Genomic DNA, 15,003 nt, shown 5'->3' with positions numbered 1-15,003 from the left:
CGTTCGTTTCCCCTCCTGAGGCCGGCCGTGGCCGGGCGCGGTGGACACGTGCGGAAACGGCGGCTCAGGGGTAAGTCAGGGGTGGGCCCTGATGGCCGCGGGGCCGTTCCCGGGCATGCTGGAGTGCAGACGTAGCGGTACGGCGGTCCACCGCCGAGCGAGGAGCTGTCATGACGCTGGAGCGCGGCAACGCATTCACTCCCGTCGCCTCGGCGACGATGATCTGGCCCTGGGGATGGGCCCTCGGGGCCGGGGCGACCACCGGCGCCCTCTCGTTCCTGCTCAACATGTCGATCGGATCCGGGCTGACCACCGGGATCTTCTTCTTCGCCCTCGTCGGCGGGGCCGTGGCCCTGATCGGGAGCAAGGGCGACCGCCGGGCGCGCCGCTGGGCCGGACAGTACCCGTGGAAGTTCGCCGGGGCACCGGCCGTCGCGGGCGGCGTCGGTGTCGCGCTGGTCACCCTGCTGACCGGCGGCGGCCTGATCGGCGGGGTCTTCGCAGGTCTGGGCACCGTCGCCCTGCTGTGGATCATCCTCGGCCTGATCGGCACGGTCGCCGGGGGCGGGAACCGGTAGCCGCGCTTTCGGGGCCGGGGCGCACGTGCGCCCCGGCCCCCGCGCATGCCCGCCCGCCTCCGCCCACAGCCTGTGGACGGCCGCGCCCCGCGCGCGCCCACCGCCGGTAACCTCGATGGAGGCCGCTGAGAGGAGCCTCTTGACCACCGACACCGAGGACGCCCGCCGCAAGATGGTCGAGCGGGTCCGCAGCCTGCTGCGCAAGGCCGAGGACCCGTCGGTGACCGACGCCGAGAGCCAGGCCTTCACCGCCAAGGCCGCCGAGCTGATGACCCGGCACGCCATCGCCGAGGCCGAGGCGCGCGCCCAGCGCGGCGAGGACGCCGAGGCGGTCTCCCGCCTGGACTTCCCCGTCTCCGGCTCCGGGGGGCACGGCAAGGCCCGGGTCAAGGCGCTGGCCAAGATCGCCGCCGCGTTCGGCTGCCAGTCGGCCGTGCGGGGCAACACCTCCGCCAACACCGAGCGGACCCTGATCGTCGTGGGCACCGAGTCCGCACTGGACTCCCTGCGGGTGCTGCTGCCGTCCATCACCCTGCAGATGGAGGCCTCGGCCCGGTTCACGGCCCGCAACCACATCGCCGACCTGCGCGAACTGCGCAACCTCGACCGGTCCGCGCTGGCCACCGAGCGCAGCCGGTTCTACCGGTCGTTCGTCCGGGCCTACGGGCACGCGGTGGCCGAGCGGATCCGCGAGTTCCGCGCCCGGCTGCAGGAGGAGTCCCAGACCGGCGGCGGCTCGGGGTCGGGGACCCCGGGCGACGAGCCGATCGGCGCCGAACTCGTCCTGCGCACCGACGTGGACCGGGTCAAGGAGGACTTCCAGAAGCGCTTCCCGGACCTCAAGCAGCCCCGTCCGGAGCGCACCCACCACAAGGCCGGATACCGCGCCGGATACCTGCGGGGCCGCAGCGCGCAGCTGGGGATGGAGACCGCGGTCGGCGGCGGGTCCACCTCATCGCTCCCGGAAGGCGAGTAACGGCGGCTGAGCAGGTAGCCCGCTCAGGGGCCCAGGCCGTCCGGCAGGCCGCCTGAGCGTGAGCGAGAAGGCGGCGACGAGGAAAGGCCGGCGGCACCTACAGCAGCACTGTCGGCTGGCGGGCGTGTGGATGGTCGCCGTGATGGGCGGCGACGGAGTGAGCGGGGCGGTTCCCCGGCCCCGCCTGCCGTCCGTCGGGCTGCTCACGGTCCGGGCGGCAGCGCGGTACTGGAGGCGCGTGCCCGCCCGCGCTCGTGGGGGACTGTAAACAGAACGGTGTAACTCCACGGGGGTAGGAGAACACCATGAGTGACAACAAGCAGTCCGCGGTGGATACTGCCCGACCGGACGAGGAACTCCTCGCCGAGCTGGTAGCCAAGGCCAAGGCCGAGGGCATCGACATGGTCGGAGAGAACGGGCTCCTGGCCCGCTTGACCAAGACCGCCCTTGAGAGCGTCCTGGAAGCCGAGATGGACGAGCACCTGGGCTATGCAAAGCACGAGCGGTCCCAGAACGCAGGGACCAACGCCCGCAACGGCACCCGCTCCAAGACCCTCACCACCGAGGCCGGCCCCGTCGACATCGAGGTGCCCCGCGACCGCGACGCCTCTTTCACCCCGCAGGTCGTCAAGAAGCGCCAAAGGCGCCTGTCGGGCATCAACGGCATCGTGCTGTCCCTGTCGGCACGAGGGCTCACCCACGGCGAGATCTGCGCCCACCTGGCCGAGGCCTACGGCGCCGAGGTGTCCAAACAGACCGTCTCGGCCATCACCGAAGCCGCCGCCGAGCGCATGGCCGAGTGGCAGAACCGGCCCCTGGACGCGGTCTATGCCGTGCTGTTCGTGGACGCGATCAACGTCAAGATCCGCGACGGTTCCGTGGCCAACCGCCCCCTCTACCTCGTGCTGGGCGTGACCGCCGAGGGCGAGCGCGACATCCTGGGGCTGTGGGCCGGGGACGGCGGGGAGGGCGCCAAGTACTGGGCCCAGGTGTTCACCGAGCTCAGGAACCGCGGCGTGGAGGACGTGCTCATGCTCGTGGCCGACGGCCTCAAGGGCATGGGCGAGGCGGTCGAGTCCGTCTGGCCCCGCACGGTGCTGCAGACCTGCATCGTGCACCTGATGCGCAACAGCTTCCGCTATGCCTCCCATACCGACCGCAAGCGCATCGCCGCGGCTCTGCGGGCCGTGTACACCGCCCCCACCGAGCAGGCCGCCGCCGAGCGCTTCGCCGAGTTCGCCCAGGACTGGGGGCAGAGGTATCCGGCCATCGTGCGGCTGTGGCAGGACGCCTGGCCGGAGATGGTGCCGTTCTTGGCCTTCGATGCCGAGATCCGCCAGGTGGTGTGCACGACCAATGCGGTCGAGTCGATCAACGCCCGCATCCGCCGCGCGGTCAGGGCCCGCGGGCACTTTCCCAGTGAGAGCGCTGCTTTGAAGTGCGTCTATCTCGCGTTGATGGCCTTGGATCCCAAGGGCACGGGCAGGGCCAGGTGGAGCGGTCGTTGGAAGAGGGCGTTGAATGCCTTCGATCTGGCCTTCGAGGGCAGGTTGACCGCGACACGGCGTTGACCAGGAGAAATAGTTACACCGTTAGATTGACAGACCCGCTCGTGGCGCCCGCATCCCCGGTGCCGCTCCTCGTTGATCTCGGGAAAAACGCCCCTACCGGGCCGGTTTTAGCGTCCATTCTCCCGAGATCAACGAGGGAGCAGCGGCGCGGGGCGCACTGGTGTTGATCTCGGGAAAGACGGGCTTATCGTGTCCGTTTTAACCCCGGGTTCCCCGAGATCATCGCGGAGGGGGCCCTCCCGGGCGGCGCATACCGGGCATAACGGGCGGCGGGAGAAGGGTTCGGGCATCCTGCGTCGTGGAATCGACGCTTTTCGGCAGATCAGGCGTCGGTTTCACGACGCAGGATTCCCCCGCACCCCTCGCCCGCCCCCTTCGGCGATGATCTCGACGAAGGTGCTGCCATACCGGCGGTTTTGACAGCACTCCTGTCGAGATCATCGCCAGGAAGGGCGCACCGGGGCGGCGGCCGCCACGAACGCGCTCAGCCACGCACCCTGCCCACCGCGCCGCCACCCGGACCGCGAGGAACCCGCCGGGCGGCAGGTAGGGCCCGGGAACCGCCCTGCTCTCGCCGTCGCTGCCCTCCACGGCGACCATGCACACGCCCCACGGCCGACAGCGCTGCGGTGCGGGCCGCTGACCTCTCCTCGTCGCCGCCATCCACCCCACACCCCGACGGCCTGCCGCACGGCTGGGGCCCTTGAGCGGGGTACCAGCTGAGCCGCCCTCCCGGACCGCGAGGAGCCTGGCGGACGGCAGGCATGACCGGGGAACCGCCCGGCTCACTCCGTCGCCGCCCATCACGTCGACCATCCACACGCCCCACGGCCGACAGCGCTGCCGCACGGGCCGCTGAGCTCCGTCGTTGGCGGGGCCGCCGGGGCCGGCTCGTGTCCCTTTGACACCCCCACCCGGTTTTCCACAAGGGCGGGGATTTCTGTGGACAAGGCCGTGCACATCCCCGGATCGGACGCGGAAGGACCCACCCTAACCACACATCGTTGTGGATAAACCGCACCTCGTGTCCGGTTCGGGCCACCCCCGGCGACCGCGCCCTCCACCGGTCCGACCCGGTCCGACCCGGTCCGGCCCGGAGCGGTCCACCCCGGCCAGTCCTGGACCGACGGCGCGCCGACCCCGGCGGACCGATCACAGGCGTGGCGAAGGTGATTCAGGTCACTTCGTTGGGAAGGTGGTCTGTACACGAACGGACCCAAGGAGAGTCATCCTCGATGAACACGGCCACACTCCTCAAACCGTTCCGCGGCCACAAGACGGCACTGCTCACCACCTACCGGTCCGACGGCGTCACCGGCGTGGACACCCCGGTGAGCATCGTCGTCGACGGCGCGCGGATCCTCTTCCGCACCTGGGAGGACTCCGGCAAGGCCAAGCGGCTGCGCAACAACCCCGTCGCCGACCTGCGCCCCTGCAGCTTCCGCGGGGAGCCCCACGGCATGCCGGTCCGCGGGCGGGTCCGGCTGCTCGACGACGCCGAGTCCCGGCACGCGGCCCTCCTGCTGGGCCGGCGCCACCCGATGCTGCAGCGCTGGGCCGTGCCCGCCACCCACCGGCTGCTGCGGTACCGCACGCTCCACTACGAGATCATCCCCTTCGACCGCGAGGAGATCGCCAGCAACGAGGGGTGCCCCGACTGACCGCGTCCGGAGCGGCGCCCTTCCCCGGCGCCGCTCCGCTCCGGTCCGACCGGGCGTCCTCAGGACGAGTTCGGCGCCTCAGGACAGGCGCAGCGGCATCACCAGGTAGCGGAACTCCGGCTCCTCGCCCTCGGCCGCGGGGGCGTCCGAGATCACCGCGGGCTTGGTCGGCTGCGTCATGTCCAGGCGCGCCCGCTCGGTGGACACGCCGGCCAGGCCGTCCAGCAGGTAGCCGGGGGCGAACGCGATGCGCATCGGCTCGCCGTCGTAGTCCACCGCCATCGCCTCGGCGGCCTGGGCGTCCTCGCCCGACCCGGCCTCCAGGACCGCCTCGCCCGCGGACCCGCCCGAGCCCGGGGTGAAGGTGATCCGGACCGGGGTGCTGCGGTCGGCCACCAGCGCCACCCGCTTGACCGCCTCGGTGAATGCCGCGGGCGGCACCTCGGCCCGGGCCGCGGCCTCGGTCGGGAAGCGCTTCTCGTAGGGGATGTAGTCGCTGTCGATCAGGCGGGTGGTGCTGCTCCGGCCGCCGCTCTCGAAGCCGATCATGCCCTCGCCGCCCGACGCCGACGCGCCGCCACCGGCGGCCCCCGACAGGAACACCTCCACGTTGGACGACGGGTCCAGGGTGCGGGCCAGGTCGCTCAGGGTGCGCGCGGGCACCAGCGCCGCCCCGGCGGCCCCGGGGTGCTCGGGGCGCCACCACATCCGGCGCACGGCGATCCGGTACCGGTCGGTGGCGGCCAGCGCCAGGGAGTCGGCGCCGAAGTCCAGGTGCACTCCGGTGAGCATGGGCAGCGTGTCATCCCGGCTGGCGGCCGGGACCACCTGGCGCACCGCGCCCGCGAACGCCTCACCCGGCAGCGACCCGGCGGCGGGCGGCATGTCGGGGAGCAGCGGATGGTCCTCCAAGGGGAGGGTGACCAGGGTGAAGCGGGCCGGGCCGCAGGTGAGCAGCACGCGGCCGCCGTCGGCCTCGATCCCCACGGGGTACGCGGGCAGGCTGCGCGCGATCTCGGCCAGCAGGCGGCCGGAGACCAGTACCGCCCCGGCCTCCTCCACCTCGGCGTCCACGCGCGCGCGGGCCGAGACCTCGTAGTCGAACCCGGACAGCCGGAGCACGCCGTCGGCGGCCTCCATGCGCATGCCCGCCAGGACCGGCATGGCCGGGCGCAACGGAAGCGCCCGGGCGGTCCAGGCGACGGCCTCGGCGAACGCGTCTCGGTCGGCTCGGATCCTCACCCGGATAACCTCCTGGAACTCGCCGACCGGCCCTTGCGGGCCGGAACTGCCGCCACCGTACTCGGCGGCGGCGACAGTTCCCCGGAGGTCCGGGACGGCGCGCTCCCCCGACGCCGGTGACCGCAACCGACGGACGAGCACCGACCGACGGACGGACACCGACGACGGCAGTGGCCGACTCGACGGCGACGCTTCCCAGGAGGCCGAGGCGGCGCCCTCCCCCGACACCGGTGACCGCAACCGACGGACGGGCGCCGGTCGACGGCAGTGGCCGACTCGGCGGCGACAGTTCCCAGGAGGCCGAGGCGGCGCCCTCCCCCGACGCCGACGGACCGCTACCGACGGACGGGCGCCGACCGACAGACGAACTTCGATCGGGGCGTCCCGAGGCCGGAGCGCGCTTTGCGGACCGGCCTCGGTCCCGCAGCCCTGCCCCTGCGCCTTCGCGCCGCGCGAGCACCGCACCGGAACCGGCACCGCGCGAGCGCCGCCGCTACCTCCGGCGGGGCTCAGTCCCTGCGCTTGGGCTTCAGGGTCCAGATGACGGTCACGTGCCCGGTCACCGTGCCGTCCTCGGTGCGCAGCTCCACCTCCACCGGGAACTCCGGGCGCTTCCCGTCGTCCAGCTCGGCGATGACCTCCTCGCGGGGGCGCCCGAGCCTCGCCTCGGCCACCATGTCGCCCATCGCGACCTTCTCGAAGGTCTGGGTGACGGTGGTGGGCAGCGGCACGACCCGGTCGAGCTGGTCGCCGAAGGTGCTGATGATGATGGACCCGGAGGCCGACTCGGCCAGGGTGAACATCACGCCGGCGTGGGGGCCGCCGATGTGGTTGTGGTGCTCGGGGCGGTCGGCCAGCCGCATCACGGAGCGGCCGGGCTCCAGCTCCTCGAAGCGCAGCCCCAGGGTGCGCACGAAGGGGACGGTGGCCAGGAAGCCGGCCTTGATCTGCTCCGCCGTCTCGGCGTCGAACGCTGTCATGGGACCAAATGTTACTCGTCGGTAATGGCCCCGGGCCAGCCCCCGACCCCCCTTTTCCGCCGCGCCCCGCCCCCTCCTTCCCTCCGCCCCTGCATACGGCCCCCATAATGTCGGTGCCGCACGTCGGTGCCTGATGCCGGTGCGGCCCGGGCGGCACCGGCCCGGGACGCGAACAGGGGGGATCCACCATGCACCTGGCCGCGGGCGAGAGCGTGCCCGACTACCTGATGCCGCTGGCCGTGCTGCTGTGCGCGGCGGCGGTCATCGGCTACGCCTCCACCCGGCTGCGCGTGGTGCCCATCGTCGGGTTCCTGCTGGCCGGGGTGGTGATCGGCCCGCACCAGCTCGGCCTCGTGCAGAGCACGCAGGTCGTCGAGGACGCCGCCGACATCGGGGTCATCCTCCTGCTCTTCACGATCGGCATCGAGTTCTCCCTGGAACGGCTGGCGGCCATCAAGCGCCACGTGCTCGTCGGCGGCGGCCTGCAGGTCGTCCTCGCGGTCGCGGTCACCGCCGGGGTCACCGCGCTCTTCGGCGCCGACTGGCGGGTCGCCCTGTTCACCGGGCTGCTCGTCTCGCTCTCCTCCACCGCGATCGTGCTGAAGGTGCTGGCCTCGCGCGGCGACACCACCCGCCCGGTCGGCCAGGCCGGGGTGGCGGTGCTGATCTTCCAGGACCTGGCCGTGGTGCTGATGGTGCTGTTCCTGCCGCTGCTGACCGGCGAGGGCGGCGGCCCGGGGGAGATCGCTCGGGCGCTGGGCACCGCGGCCGCCGTGCTGGCGGTGGTGCTGGTGGTCGCCCGCAAGGTGATGCCTCCGCTGCTGGAGGCGGTCGCCCGCGCCTGCTCGCCCGAGGTCTTCCTGCTCACCGTGGTGGCGCTGGGGATCGGCACCGCCTTCGTCACCTCGCTCGCCGGGGTGAGCGTGGCGCTGGGGGCGTTCCTGGCCGGCCTGGTGGTCAGCGAGTCCCGGCACGGCCAGCACGCCCTGGGCGAGGTGCTGCCGCTGCAGATCGTCTTCAGCGCGCTGTTCTTCGTCTCCATCGGGATGCTGCTGGACCTGGGCGCTCTGGCGGAGCTGTGGTGGCTGATCGGCCTGATCGCCCTAGGCGTGGTCGTGGTCAAGGCGGTCACCGGCGCCGCCGCGCTGGCGGCGCTGCGCCTGGGGGCGCCCACCGCGGTGGCGGGCGGGCTGATGCTCGCCCAGATCGGCGAGTTCTCCTTCGTGCTGCAGCGCGCCGGGCACGACGGCGGGCTCGACTTCGGCGCCCTGGGGGAGCGGGGCGAGCAGGTGCTGATCTCGGTGACCGTGCTGCTGATGGTGGTGACCCCGGCGCTGGCCTCGCTCGGCGACCGGCTGGGCCGGGTGCTGGGCCCACGCCGCCCCGCGGCACCCGCCTCCGCCTCCGCCGCGAAGAAGGACCCCGCGGCCTGCTCTCACCGGGACCCGGTGCTGATCTCCGGATGGGGGCCGGTCTCCCGGGAGGTCGCCGCGACGCTGCGGGCCCGCGGCGTGCCGGTGTCGGTGACCACGCTGGGGCCCGACCTGGCGGCCGACGCCGAGGCGGCCGGGTACCGGGTGGTGCGCGGCGACCCGGTCAAGCGCAACGTGCTGGAGCAGGCCGGGCTGCGCTCGGCACGGCTGGTGCTGATCTGCGAGAACACCGGTGAGGAGACGGCCGCCATCGCCTCGGTGATCGCCCGCGCCGCCCCGGACGTGCCGATCGCGGTCTGCCCGGTCGACGGCCCGGTCCCGCGCGAGCTGGTCCGGGCCGGGGTGGACCGGGTGCTGGACGGCCCCGGGGCGGTGGCCGACCGGGTGTGCGCGGCGGTGGTGGAGCGCCTCGGCCTGCCGTCGGCCGCCCCGGGGGCCTACCCGCGCACCGACACCCCGGTGGACTTCCGCCCCGACCCGGCGGGCGCCTGCCCGCACGCCGAAGGGGTGCGGCCGGTGCTGCCCCGCTCCCCGGGGTGCACCGACTGCCTGCGCGAGGGCCGGAACGACTGGGTGCACCTGCGCACCTGCCTGTCCTGCGGGAACGTGGGCTGCTGCGACTCCTCCCCCGCCCGCCACGCCTCCGCCCACGCCGCCTCCCACGACCACCCCATCGCCGCCTCCGCCGAACCCGGCGAGGCCTGGGCGTGGTGCTTCGAGGACGCGACGACGCTCAAGCCCGCGGACTGACCGCGGGCCGACCGAGGACCGACCACGGGCCGACCGCGGGCCTCCGCCCCGACCGCCCCCGGCCGGGGCGGAGGCCGGGCCGCACGATTGAATATGATCATCATTTTCATTCCCGTGCGGAAGGACTCCCCGTATGGACACCCCGTCCAACCCGCCCCCGGCGCGCGCCCCGCTCCCGGTGACCGTGCTCTCCGGCTTCCTCGGCGCCGGCAAGACCACCCTGCTCAACCACGTGCTGGCGAACCGCTCCGGCATGCGGGTCGCCGTCATCGTCAACGACATGAGCGAGATCGCCATCGACGGCGCCCTGGTGCGCGAGGGCGGGGCGCTGTCCCGCACCGAGGAGCGCCTGGTGGAGATGAGCAACGGCTGCATCTGCTGCACGCTCCGCGACGACCTGCTGGTCGAGGTCGCCCGCCTGGCCCGCGAGGGGCGCTTCGACTACCTGCTCATCGAGTCCAGCGGCATCTCCGAGCCGATGCCCGTCGCCGCCACCTTCGCCTTCCCCGCCGAGGACGGCTCGGTGCTGCAGGACATCGCCCGGCTGGACACCATGGTCTCGCTCGTCGACGCGGCGGCCTTCCTGCGCGAGCTGCAGGGCGGCGACGACCTCGCCGAACGCGGCCTGGACGCCTACGAGGGCGACGAGCGCACCGTCAGCGACCTGCTCGTCGACCAGGTGGAGTTCGCCGACGTGCTGGTGCTCAACAAGCTCGACCTGGTCACGGCCGAGCAGGCGGAGGGCGTGGAGGCCGCGGTGCGCCGCCTCAACCCGCTCGCCCGCCTGGTGCGCGCCGAGCGGGGCCGGGTCGACCCCGCACAGGTCCTCGGCACCGGGCTGTTCGACCTGGAACGGGCCTCGCAGGCCCCGGGGTGGGTCGCCGAGCTGAACGGCGACCATGTCCCCGAGACCGAGGAGTACGGCATCTCCAGCATCGTCTTCCGGGCCGACCGCCCGTTCCACCCGGGCCGACTCTGGGCGCTTGCCGCCGAGCGCCTCGACGCCGGGGAGTTCGGCACCGTGCTGCGCTCCAAGGGCTTCTTCACGCTCGCCTCCCGGCCGGGGGTGGGAGGGCTGTGGTCGCAGGCCGGGCCGGTCCTCCACACCGAGCCCCTCGGCGCCGACCCCGCGACGGCCGACGGCCACGGAGGCGGAGTCGGAGTCGGAGTCGGATGGGAAGGCGGCCGGGAGGGCGCGTCCCCGGGCTCCGCCCAGGAACTGGTCTTCATCGGGCAGGCACTCAAGGGCGACGCACTCCAGGCGGCGCTGGAGGAATGCCTCCTCACGTCCGAGGAGAGCGCGCTTTCCGTAGGAGGGTTCGAGGACCCGTTCCCCGAATGGGACATGCACGTCCACGGGGACCACACGGACCACGCCCACGTCCACGCCCAGGCGCACGCGCCCGCCCGCTGACCCCTCCGGCACCCGCCCCCACTGCGGTGCGGAGCGTGAACCGGCGAGCGCACGGGGTACGGGCCGCCGGATGCGCCCGTCCGCATCCGGCGGGGCGGTCCGTCCGCACGGCGGTGGCCTGCGCGCGGGAATTCCGGCGGCGCACGGCCTTCCGAGTCGGACGGACCCGGGCTAGGCTTTCGGCCATGCTCGGCGCGAACGGCCGGATCCGACCACCCGACTGGGCCGCCGACCTCATCCTCGGCGCGCTCCTCGGCGCACCGCTCGTCACCGTCACCGTGCTCGTCGCCCACGGCGGACCGTCCGGCGGGCTGCCCCCGGGCGGTATCGCGCTCATCGCCGCCGCGTGCCTGTCGCTGGCCCTGCGCCGCGTCTCCCCCGTCCTGTGCACGGCGCTGACCGGCGCCATCAGCATCGCCTACTACGCACTGCTGTTCCCCGACGGGCCGATGCTGATCGCCTTCCTCGCCGCGCTCTCCACCGCCGTCGCCTTCGGGCACCGCACGGCCGCGCTGGCCCTGGGCGCGACGACGCTGGGCGCCATGGAGCTGACCGAGTACCTGCTCCGGGACGGCTTCTGGCCGGACCCGGTGCCGCTCTTCGGCAAGCTGGTCAGCCTGCTGCTCGCCGTCGCCGCGGGGGAGGCGTCCCGGGCCCGCCGCGCCTATGTCGACGAGGCCGAGCACCGCGCCCGGGAGGCCGAGCGCACCCGCGACCTGGTCGCCCGCAACCTGGTCGCCGAGGAGCGGCTGCGGATCGCCCGGGAGCTGCACGACACGCTGGCGCACAGCCTGTCCCTGATCAACGTGCAGGCCAAGGGGGGACTGCACCAGGGGACGCACGAGGGGGCGGTCACCGCCCTCACCCACATCAAGGACGCGAGCCGGGAGGCGATCGGGGAGGTGCGCCGGACCGTGGGGGAGATGCGCCGGGGAGCGGCGGGACAGGAGGAGGAGCCGCCGACCGCGGACCGGGTCGCCGCCCTGGTGGACGACGTCCGCCGGTCGGGGCTGGAGGTCGGCCTGTCGTCCGAGGGCGACCTCGCCCAGGCCCCGCCGGACACCGCGCACGCCGCCTTCCGCATCCTGCAGGAGGCCCTGACCAACGCGCTGCGCCACTCCGGGGGGAGCACCGTGCGCATCCGGCTGCGCTGCGGGGACGGGGGAATCGCCCTGGACGTGGAGGACGACGGTGTGGGCCCCGCGGGCGGCCCGCCCGGCGGGAACGGCCTGAAGGGCATGCGCGAGCGGGCCCACACGGTGGGCGGCACCGTCGACGTGGGCCGGTCGCCGGACGGCGGGTTCCGGGTCACCGCCCGCCTGCCCGCGGCGCCGCCGGAGCCGCCGCCGGAGCCCCCGGCGGGCGAGCGGGTGGAGGCGGACCGGTGATCGGAGTCCTGCTCGTGGACGACCAGTCCCTGGTCCGCGCCGGCTTCGCCGCGATCCTGGACGCCGAGGAGGGCATCACCGTGCTCGGCGAGGCCGAGGACGGCGCGGAGGCGGTGCGGGCCGCCGAACGGCTCCGCCCCGACGTGGTGCTGATGGACATCCGGATGCCGCGGATGGACGGGCTGGAGGCCTCCCGCAGGATCGCCGCGGCGCCCGGGCTGGAGCACACCCGGATCATCGTGCTGACCACCTACGACGAGGACGAGCACCTCTTCGCCGCCCTGCGGACGGGGGTGAGCGGGTTCCTCACCAAGGACACCGAGACCGAGGACCTGGTGCACGCGGTCCGGGCCGCCGCCCGCGGCGGCGCGCTCCTGTCCCCGGGCGTCACCCGGCGGGTGCTGGAGCGGTTCGTGCCGGATCCGCCCCCGGACGGTGTGGGCCCGGCCGCGTCGCTGACCGGGCGCCAGCGCGAGGTGCTGCGCCTGGTCGGGCGGGGCCTGGACAACGCCGGGATCGCCGAGGCGCTGGACATCTCCCCGGCGACCGCCAAGACGCACGTGAACCACGTGATGACCCGGATGGGCGCCCGCGACCGGGCCCAGCTCGTCGTCGCCGCCTACGAGTCGGGCCTGGTCCGCCCGGGGGACCTGCCGGGCTGACACGCACGGGCCGTGCCGCCCCCGGGACGGCCTGGTACCGGCCGGGCGACCTCGCCTCCCGGGTGGTCGACGGTGGGCCCCTCCAGCGGCTCCACCATGGGACCGCGTCCTGCCCGCCGAGTTCGCTCAGGGCGCGCCGTCCACCGCCGTCGGGGGGCGGCCGAGTCTCTCGACATCCATGCGGACCAGCGAGCCGGGGCGGCCCGGTACCGGCCGGGCGACCTCGCCCCCCGGATGGTCGACGATGGGCTCCGCCATGGGACCGCGTCCTCCCCGCCGAGTTCGCTCAGGGCGCGCCACCCACCGCCGTCGGGGGGCGGCCGAGTCTCTCGACATCCATGCGGACCAGCGAGCCGGGGCGGTCGCGCTCATGGCGGCGCACCAGGATGCGGTGGGCGGTGGAGGCGGCCGCCCGGGTGCGGGAGGCCCGGCTCTGTAGGCCCAGGCGGTGCTCCTCGCGCAGCCGGACCACCCCTCGTTCGGTCCGCCGCCACGGGCGCGGCCCCGGCGGGGCGGGCGCCTCCACGGGACCACCAGTGATCCTGGACCGCGCTCCGGCAGGGTTGCGGTGCGCTCGCGCCGCACCCGCGGCGCCGCGGCGCGCGACCGTGCACCAGGACCGGCAGGAGAGCACGATGATCGAGGTGATCGGCGCCGGCTTCGGCCGGACCGGAACGGCCTCCCTCAAGGCGGCGCTGGAGGAGCTGGGGTACGGCCCCTGCTACCACATGTTCGAGGTCCTGGGCGAACCCCGCCGGGCCGAGGACTGGATCCGGGCCGGGGACGGCCTGCCCGTCGACTGGGACGAGGTGTTCACCGGCTACCGGTCGACGGTCGACTGGCCCGGCGCCTCCTATTGGCGCGAGCTGAGCGAGCACTACCCGAAGGCCAAGGTGGTGCTGACGGTCCGCGATCCCGACCGCTGGTTCGACAGCGCCGCCTCCACGGTCTTCCGGCTGCAGTACATCGTCCAGCGGCCGTGGGGCCGTCCGCTGCGCCGCCTCGTCCCCCTGCTCAGCCCGGGGCTGGGCGCCTTCCTCGACATGAACGACCGGGCCATCCGCGACCGGGTCTTCGGCGGCCGCTACCCGCAGCGCCGGGAGGCCGTGGAGCGGTTCCGCGCCCACATCGACGAGGTCCGCGACGCCGTTCCCGAGGACCGGCTGCTGGTCTACGACGTCGCCGACGGCTGGGAGCCGCTCTGCGACTTCCTGGGGACCGAGGTGCCCGACGCCCCCTTCCCCTCGGCCAACGCCTCCGACGACTTCGGCCGCACCCAGATCGGCCAGGTGCGCCGCCGCCTGGCCCTGCCCGCCGCGGCCGCGCTGGGCGCCGCGGCCGTGGGGGCCGCCGCCGCGGGCCGGGTCGCGGGACCCGCCGCCGGGGCGGCGGCGGGCGCCCTGGTCCTGGCGGGCGCCGCGGCCGCCCGCACCCTGCGCCCCCGGCGGCCCTGACCCCTCCGTCCCCGAGGAGACCCCCGTGTTCTGGAACGATCTGCTCACGTCGGTGAGCCTGGCGGGCAGCGGCATCCAGGCAGGCGCCCTGCTCATGGTGCTGCTGGGCGTCTGCCCCACGCTGCGGGCGCTGCCGGTGCCGGACTGGATCCGGCTCCACGTGGCGCTGGACCGCAGCATCGAGCGCTACATGCCGGCGCTGAACGTCGCCACCAGCCTGGCCACGCTGGTGCTGGTGTTCCTGCCCCAGGACGGCCCCGCCCGCTGGGTCCGGGTGGCCGCCCTCTGCTGCAACAGCGCTCTGGCCCTGATGTCGGAGCTGGTCAACGTCCGGATCAACAAGAGCCTGAAGACGGTCGCGGCGGACATGCCCGCGACCGGGGGCGCCCCCGGCCCCGACACCCCGCTGGACGAGGAGCGGCTGAGCGCGGTCCGCGAGCGGTGGATCCACGGGCACGCCTGGCGCACCGTGGTGATCACGGCCGGGTTCCTCCTCTACATCCTGGCGGCGGTCCCGCTCGGCTGAGCGGCGGATCCGGCAGGAACCGAGAGCGGCCGGGGTCGGCAGGGTGGTGCCGACCCCGGCTCCTTCGTGTGCCCGCCCGGTCCCCGGGTCCGTGCGGGCTCGGACCGGGCGGGTGCAGCTGGGCGGCGTGAACGCGGTGGGGTGGGCCCGGAGCTGTGACCCGTGGGCGCCCCGGCCCGGCGATGATCTCGACAAAGGCGTGTGGCGCGCTTCCGTTTCGCCGCGATCAGCGGTGTGAGAGCCGGCGCGGATAGGCAGGCGCGCCGCAGGGGCCCGGCCCCGCCGACTCCGCCGCCGACCGCCGCCCCTACGCCGTTGATCTCGGGAAAAACGCCCCTACCGGGCCGGTTTTAGCGTCCGTTCTCCCG

Annotated in this window: 13 protein-coding genes and 1 pseudogene; 10 read left to right on the top strand and 4 right to left on the bottom strand. The window is 74.1% G+C overall.

The window, feature by feature from the left end; genetic code table 11:
- The first annotated feature begins 170 nt into the window (after nucleotides 1-170).
- The 4 genes from O4J56_RS23710 (at nucleotide 171) to O4J56_RS23695 (ending at nucleotide 4,786) form a co-directional block, all read left to right on the top strand.
- Entirely contained in the window at nucleotides 171-578 is a 408-nt protein-coding gene (locus O4J56_RS23710; RefSeq protein ID WP_270688765.1) for a hypothetical protein, read from the top strand.
- Nucleotides 579-750: 172 nt separating this feature from the next.
- Entirely contained in the window at nucleotides 751-1,554 is an 804-nt protein-coding gene (locus O4J56_RS23705; RefSeq protein ID WP_270688783.1) for a DUF2786 domain-containing protein, read from the top strand.
- Nucleotides 1,555-1,859: 305 nt separating this feature from the next.
- Nucleotides 1,860-3,125, top strand: a complete 1,266-nt coding sequence (locus O4J56_RS23700; protein ID WP_270688763.1) for an IS256 family transposase — start codon at nucleotides 1,860-1,862, stop codon at nucleotides 3,123-3,125.
- A gap of 1,235 nt (nucleotides 3,126-4,360) precedes the next feature.
- Complete coding sequence (locus O4J56_RS23695) at nucleotides 4,361-4,786, top strand: PPOX class F420-dependent oxidoreductase (protein ID WP_270688762.1); 426 nt, start codon at nucleotides 4,361-4,363, stop codon at nucleotides 4,784-4,786.
- 78 nt (nucleotides 4,787-4,864) lie between these two features.
- On the opposite strand, the gene dnaN is transcribed toward O4J56_RS23695, so the two are convergent.
- Nucleotides 4,865-6,028 (bottom strand): DNA polymerase III subunit beta, encoded by a 1,164-nt coding sequence (gene dnaN, locus O4J56_RS23690; RefSeq protein WP_270688760.1) that lies wholly within the window; start codon nucleotides 6,026-6,028, stop codon nucleotides 4,865-4,867.
- Nucleotides 6,029-6,537: 509 nt separating this feature from the next.
- Nucleotides 6,538-7,008 carry a DUF4442 domain-containing protein gene (locus tag O4J56_RS23685; RefSeq protein ID WP_270688758.1) on the bottom strand — a complete coding sequence of 157 codons (471 nt, stop codon included), beginning with the start codon at nucleotides 7,006-7,008 and terminating at the stop codon, nucleotides 6,538-6,540.
- Between the two features lie 188 nt (nucleotides 7,009-7,196).
- Between O4J56_RS23685 and O4J56_RS23680 the strand changes: the two genes are divergently transcribed.
- From O4J56_RS23680 to O4J56_RS23665, 4 genes are all read left to right on the top strand, one after another.
- A complete protein-coding gene (locus tag O4J56_RS23680; RefSeq protein ID WP_270688756.1) occupies nucleotides 7,197-9,191 on the top strand; it encodes a cation:proton antiporter domain-containing protein in 1,995 nt (664 codons plus the stop codon).
- Nucleotides 9,192-9,324: 133 nt separating this feature from the next.
- A complete protein-coding gene (locus O4J56_RS23675; RefSeq protein ID WP_270688755.1) occupies nucleotides 9,325-10,605 on the top strand; it encodes a GTP-binding protein in 1,281 nt (426 codons plus the stop codon).
- A 185-nt stretch (nucleotides 10,606-10,790) separates the two neighbouring features.
- Entirely contained in the window at nucleotides 10,791-11,993 is a 1,203-nt protein-coding gene (locus O4J56_RS23670; protein ID WP_270688752.1) for a sensor histidine kinase, read from the top strand.
- Nucleotides 11,990-12,655, top strand: a complete 666-nt coding sequence (locus tag O4J56_RS23665) for a response regulator (protein WP_270688750.1) — start codon at nucleotides 11,990-11,992, stop codon at nucleotides 12,653-12,655. The genes O4J56_RS23670 and O4J56_RS23665 overlap by 4 nt, the downstream gene beginning before the upstream one ends.
- Nucleotides 12,656-12,781: 126 nt before the next feature.
- Here O4J56_RS23665 and O4J56_RS23660 read toward each other — a convergent pair whose 3' ends face one another.
- Both O4J56_RS23660 and O4J56_RS23655 read right to left on the bottom strand, forming a co-directional pair.
- Nucleotides 12,782-12,913, bottom strand: coding sequence for a hypothetical protein (locus O4J56_RS23660; RefSeq protein WP_270688785.1), 132 nt, complete (start codon nucleotides 12,911-12,913; stop codon nucleotides 12,782-12,784).
- A 29-nt stretch (nucleotides 12,914-12,942) separates the two neighbouring features.
- Nucleotides 12,943-13,136 (bottom strand): annotated as a pseudogene (locus O4J56_RS23655) (IS481 family transposase); the annotation flags it as partial.
- Nucleotides 13,137-13,290: 154 nt separating this feature from the next.
- Here O4J56_RS23655 and O4J56_RS23650 point away from each other — a divergent pair.
- Nucleotides 13,291-14,109 carry a sulfotransferase family protein gene (locus tag O4J56_RS23650; RefSeq protein WP_270688749.1) on the top strand — a complete coding sequence of 273 codons (819 nt, stop codon included), beginning with the start codon at nucleotides 13,291-13,293 and terminating at the stop codon, nucleotides 14,107-14,109.
- Nucleotides 14,110-14,134: 25 nt separating this feature from the next.
- Entirely contained in the window at nucleotides 14,135-14,635 is a 501-nt protein-coding gene (locus O4J56_RS23645) for a DUF1772 domain-containing protein (protein WP_270688748.1), read from the top strand.
- Nucleotides 14,636-15,003 lie beyond the last annotated feature (368 nt).

This window comes from Nocardiopsis endophytica (genome assembly GCF_027706725.1).
GTDB classification, from domain to species: Bacteria; Actinomycetota; Actinomycetes; order Streptosporangiales; family Streptosporangiaceae; genus Nocardiopsis_A; species Nocardiopsis_A endophytica.
Note: the sequence above shows the minus strand (reverse complement) of the source record. Positions and strands in the feature narration are given on the sequence as shown.

Coding starts and splice junctions, on each gene's coding strand:
- O4J56_RS23710 (WP_270688765.1), top strand. CDS start 171: ATGACGCTGGAGCGCGGCAACGCATTCACTCCCGTCGCCTCGGCGACG.
- O4J56_RS23705 (WP_270688783.1), top strand. CDS start 751: ATGGTCGAGCGGGTCCGCAGCCTGCTGCGCAAGGCCGAGGACCCGTCG.
- O4J56_RS23700 (WP_270688763.1), top strand. CDS start 1,860: ATGAGTGACAACAAGCAGTCCGCGGTGGATACTGCCCGACCGGACGAG.
- O4J56_RS23695 (WP_270688762.1), top strand. CDS start 4,361: ATGAACACGGCCACACTCCTCAAACCGTTCCGCGGCCACAAGACGGCA.
- O4J56_RS23685 (WP_270688758.1), bottom strand. CDS start 7,008: ATGACAGCGTTCGACGCCGAGACGGCGGAGCAGATCAAGGCCGGCTTC.
- O4J56_RS23680 (WP_270688756.1), top strand. CDS start 7,197: ATGCACCTGGCCGCGGGCGAGAGCGTGCCCGACTACCTGATGCCGCTG.
- O4J56_RS23675 (WP_270688755.1), top strand. CDS start 9,325: ATGGACACCCCGTCCAACCCGCCCCCGGCGCGCGCCCCGCTCCCGGTG.
- O4J56_RS23670 (WP_270688752.1), top strand. CDS start 10,791: ATGCTCGGCGCGAACGGCCGGATCCGACCACCCGACTGGGCCGCCGAC.
- O4J56_RS23660 (WP_270688785.1), bottom strand. CDS start 12,913: ATGGCGGAGCCCATCGTCGACCATCCGGGGGGCGAGGTCGCCCGGCCG.
- O4J56_RS23650 (WP_270688749.1), top strand. CDS start 13,291: ATGATCGAGGTGATCGGCGCCGGCTTCGGCCGGACCGGAACGGCCTCC.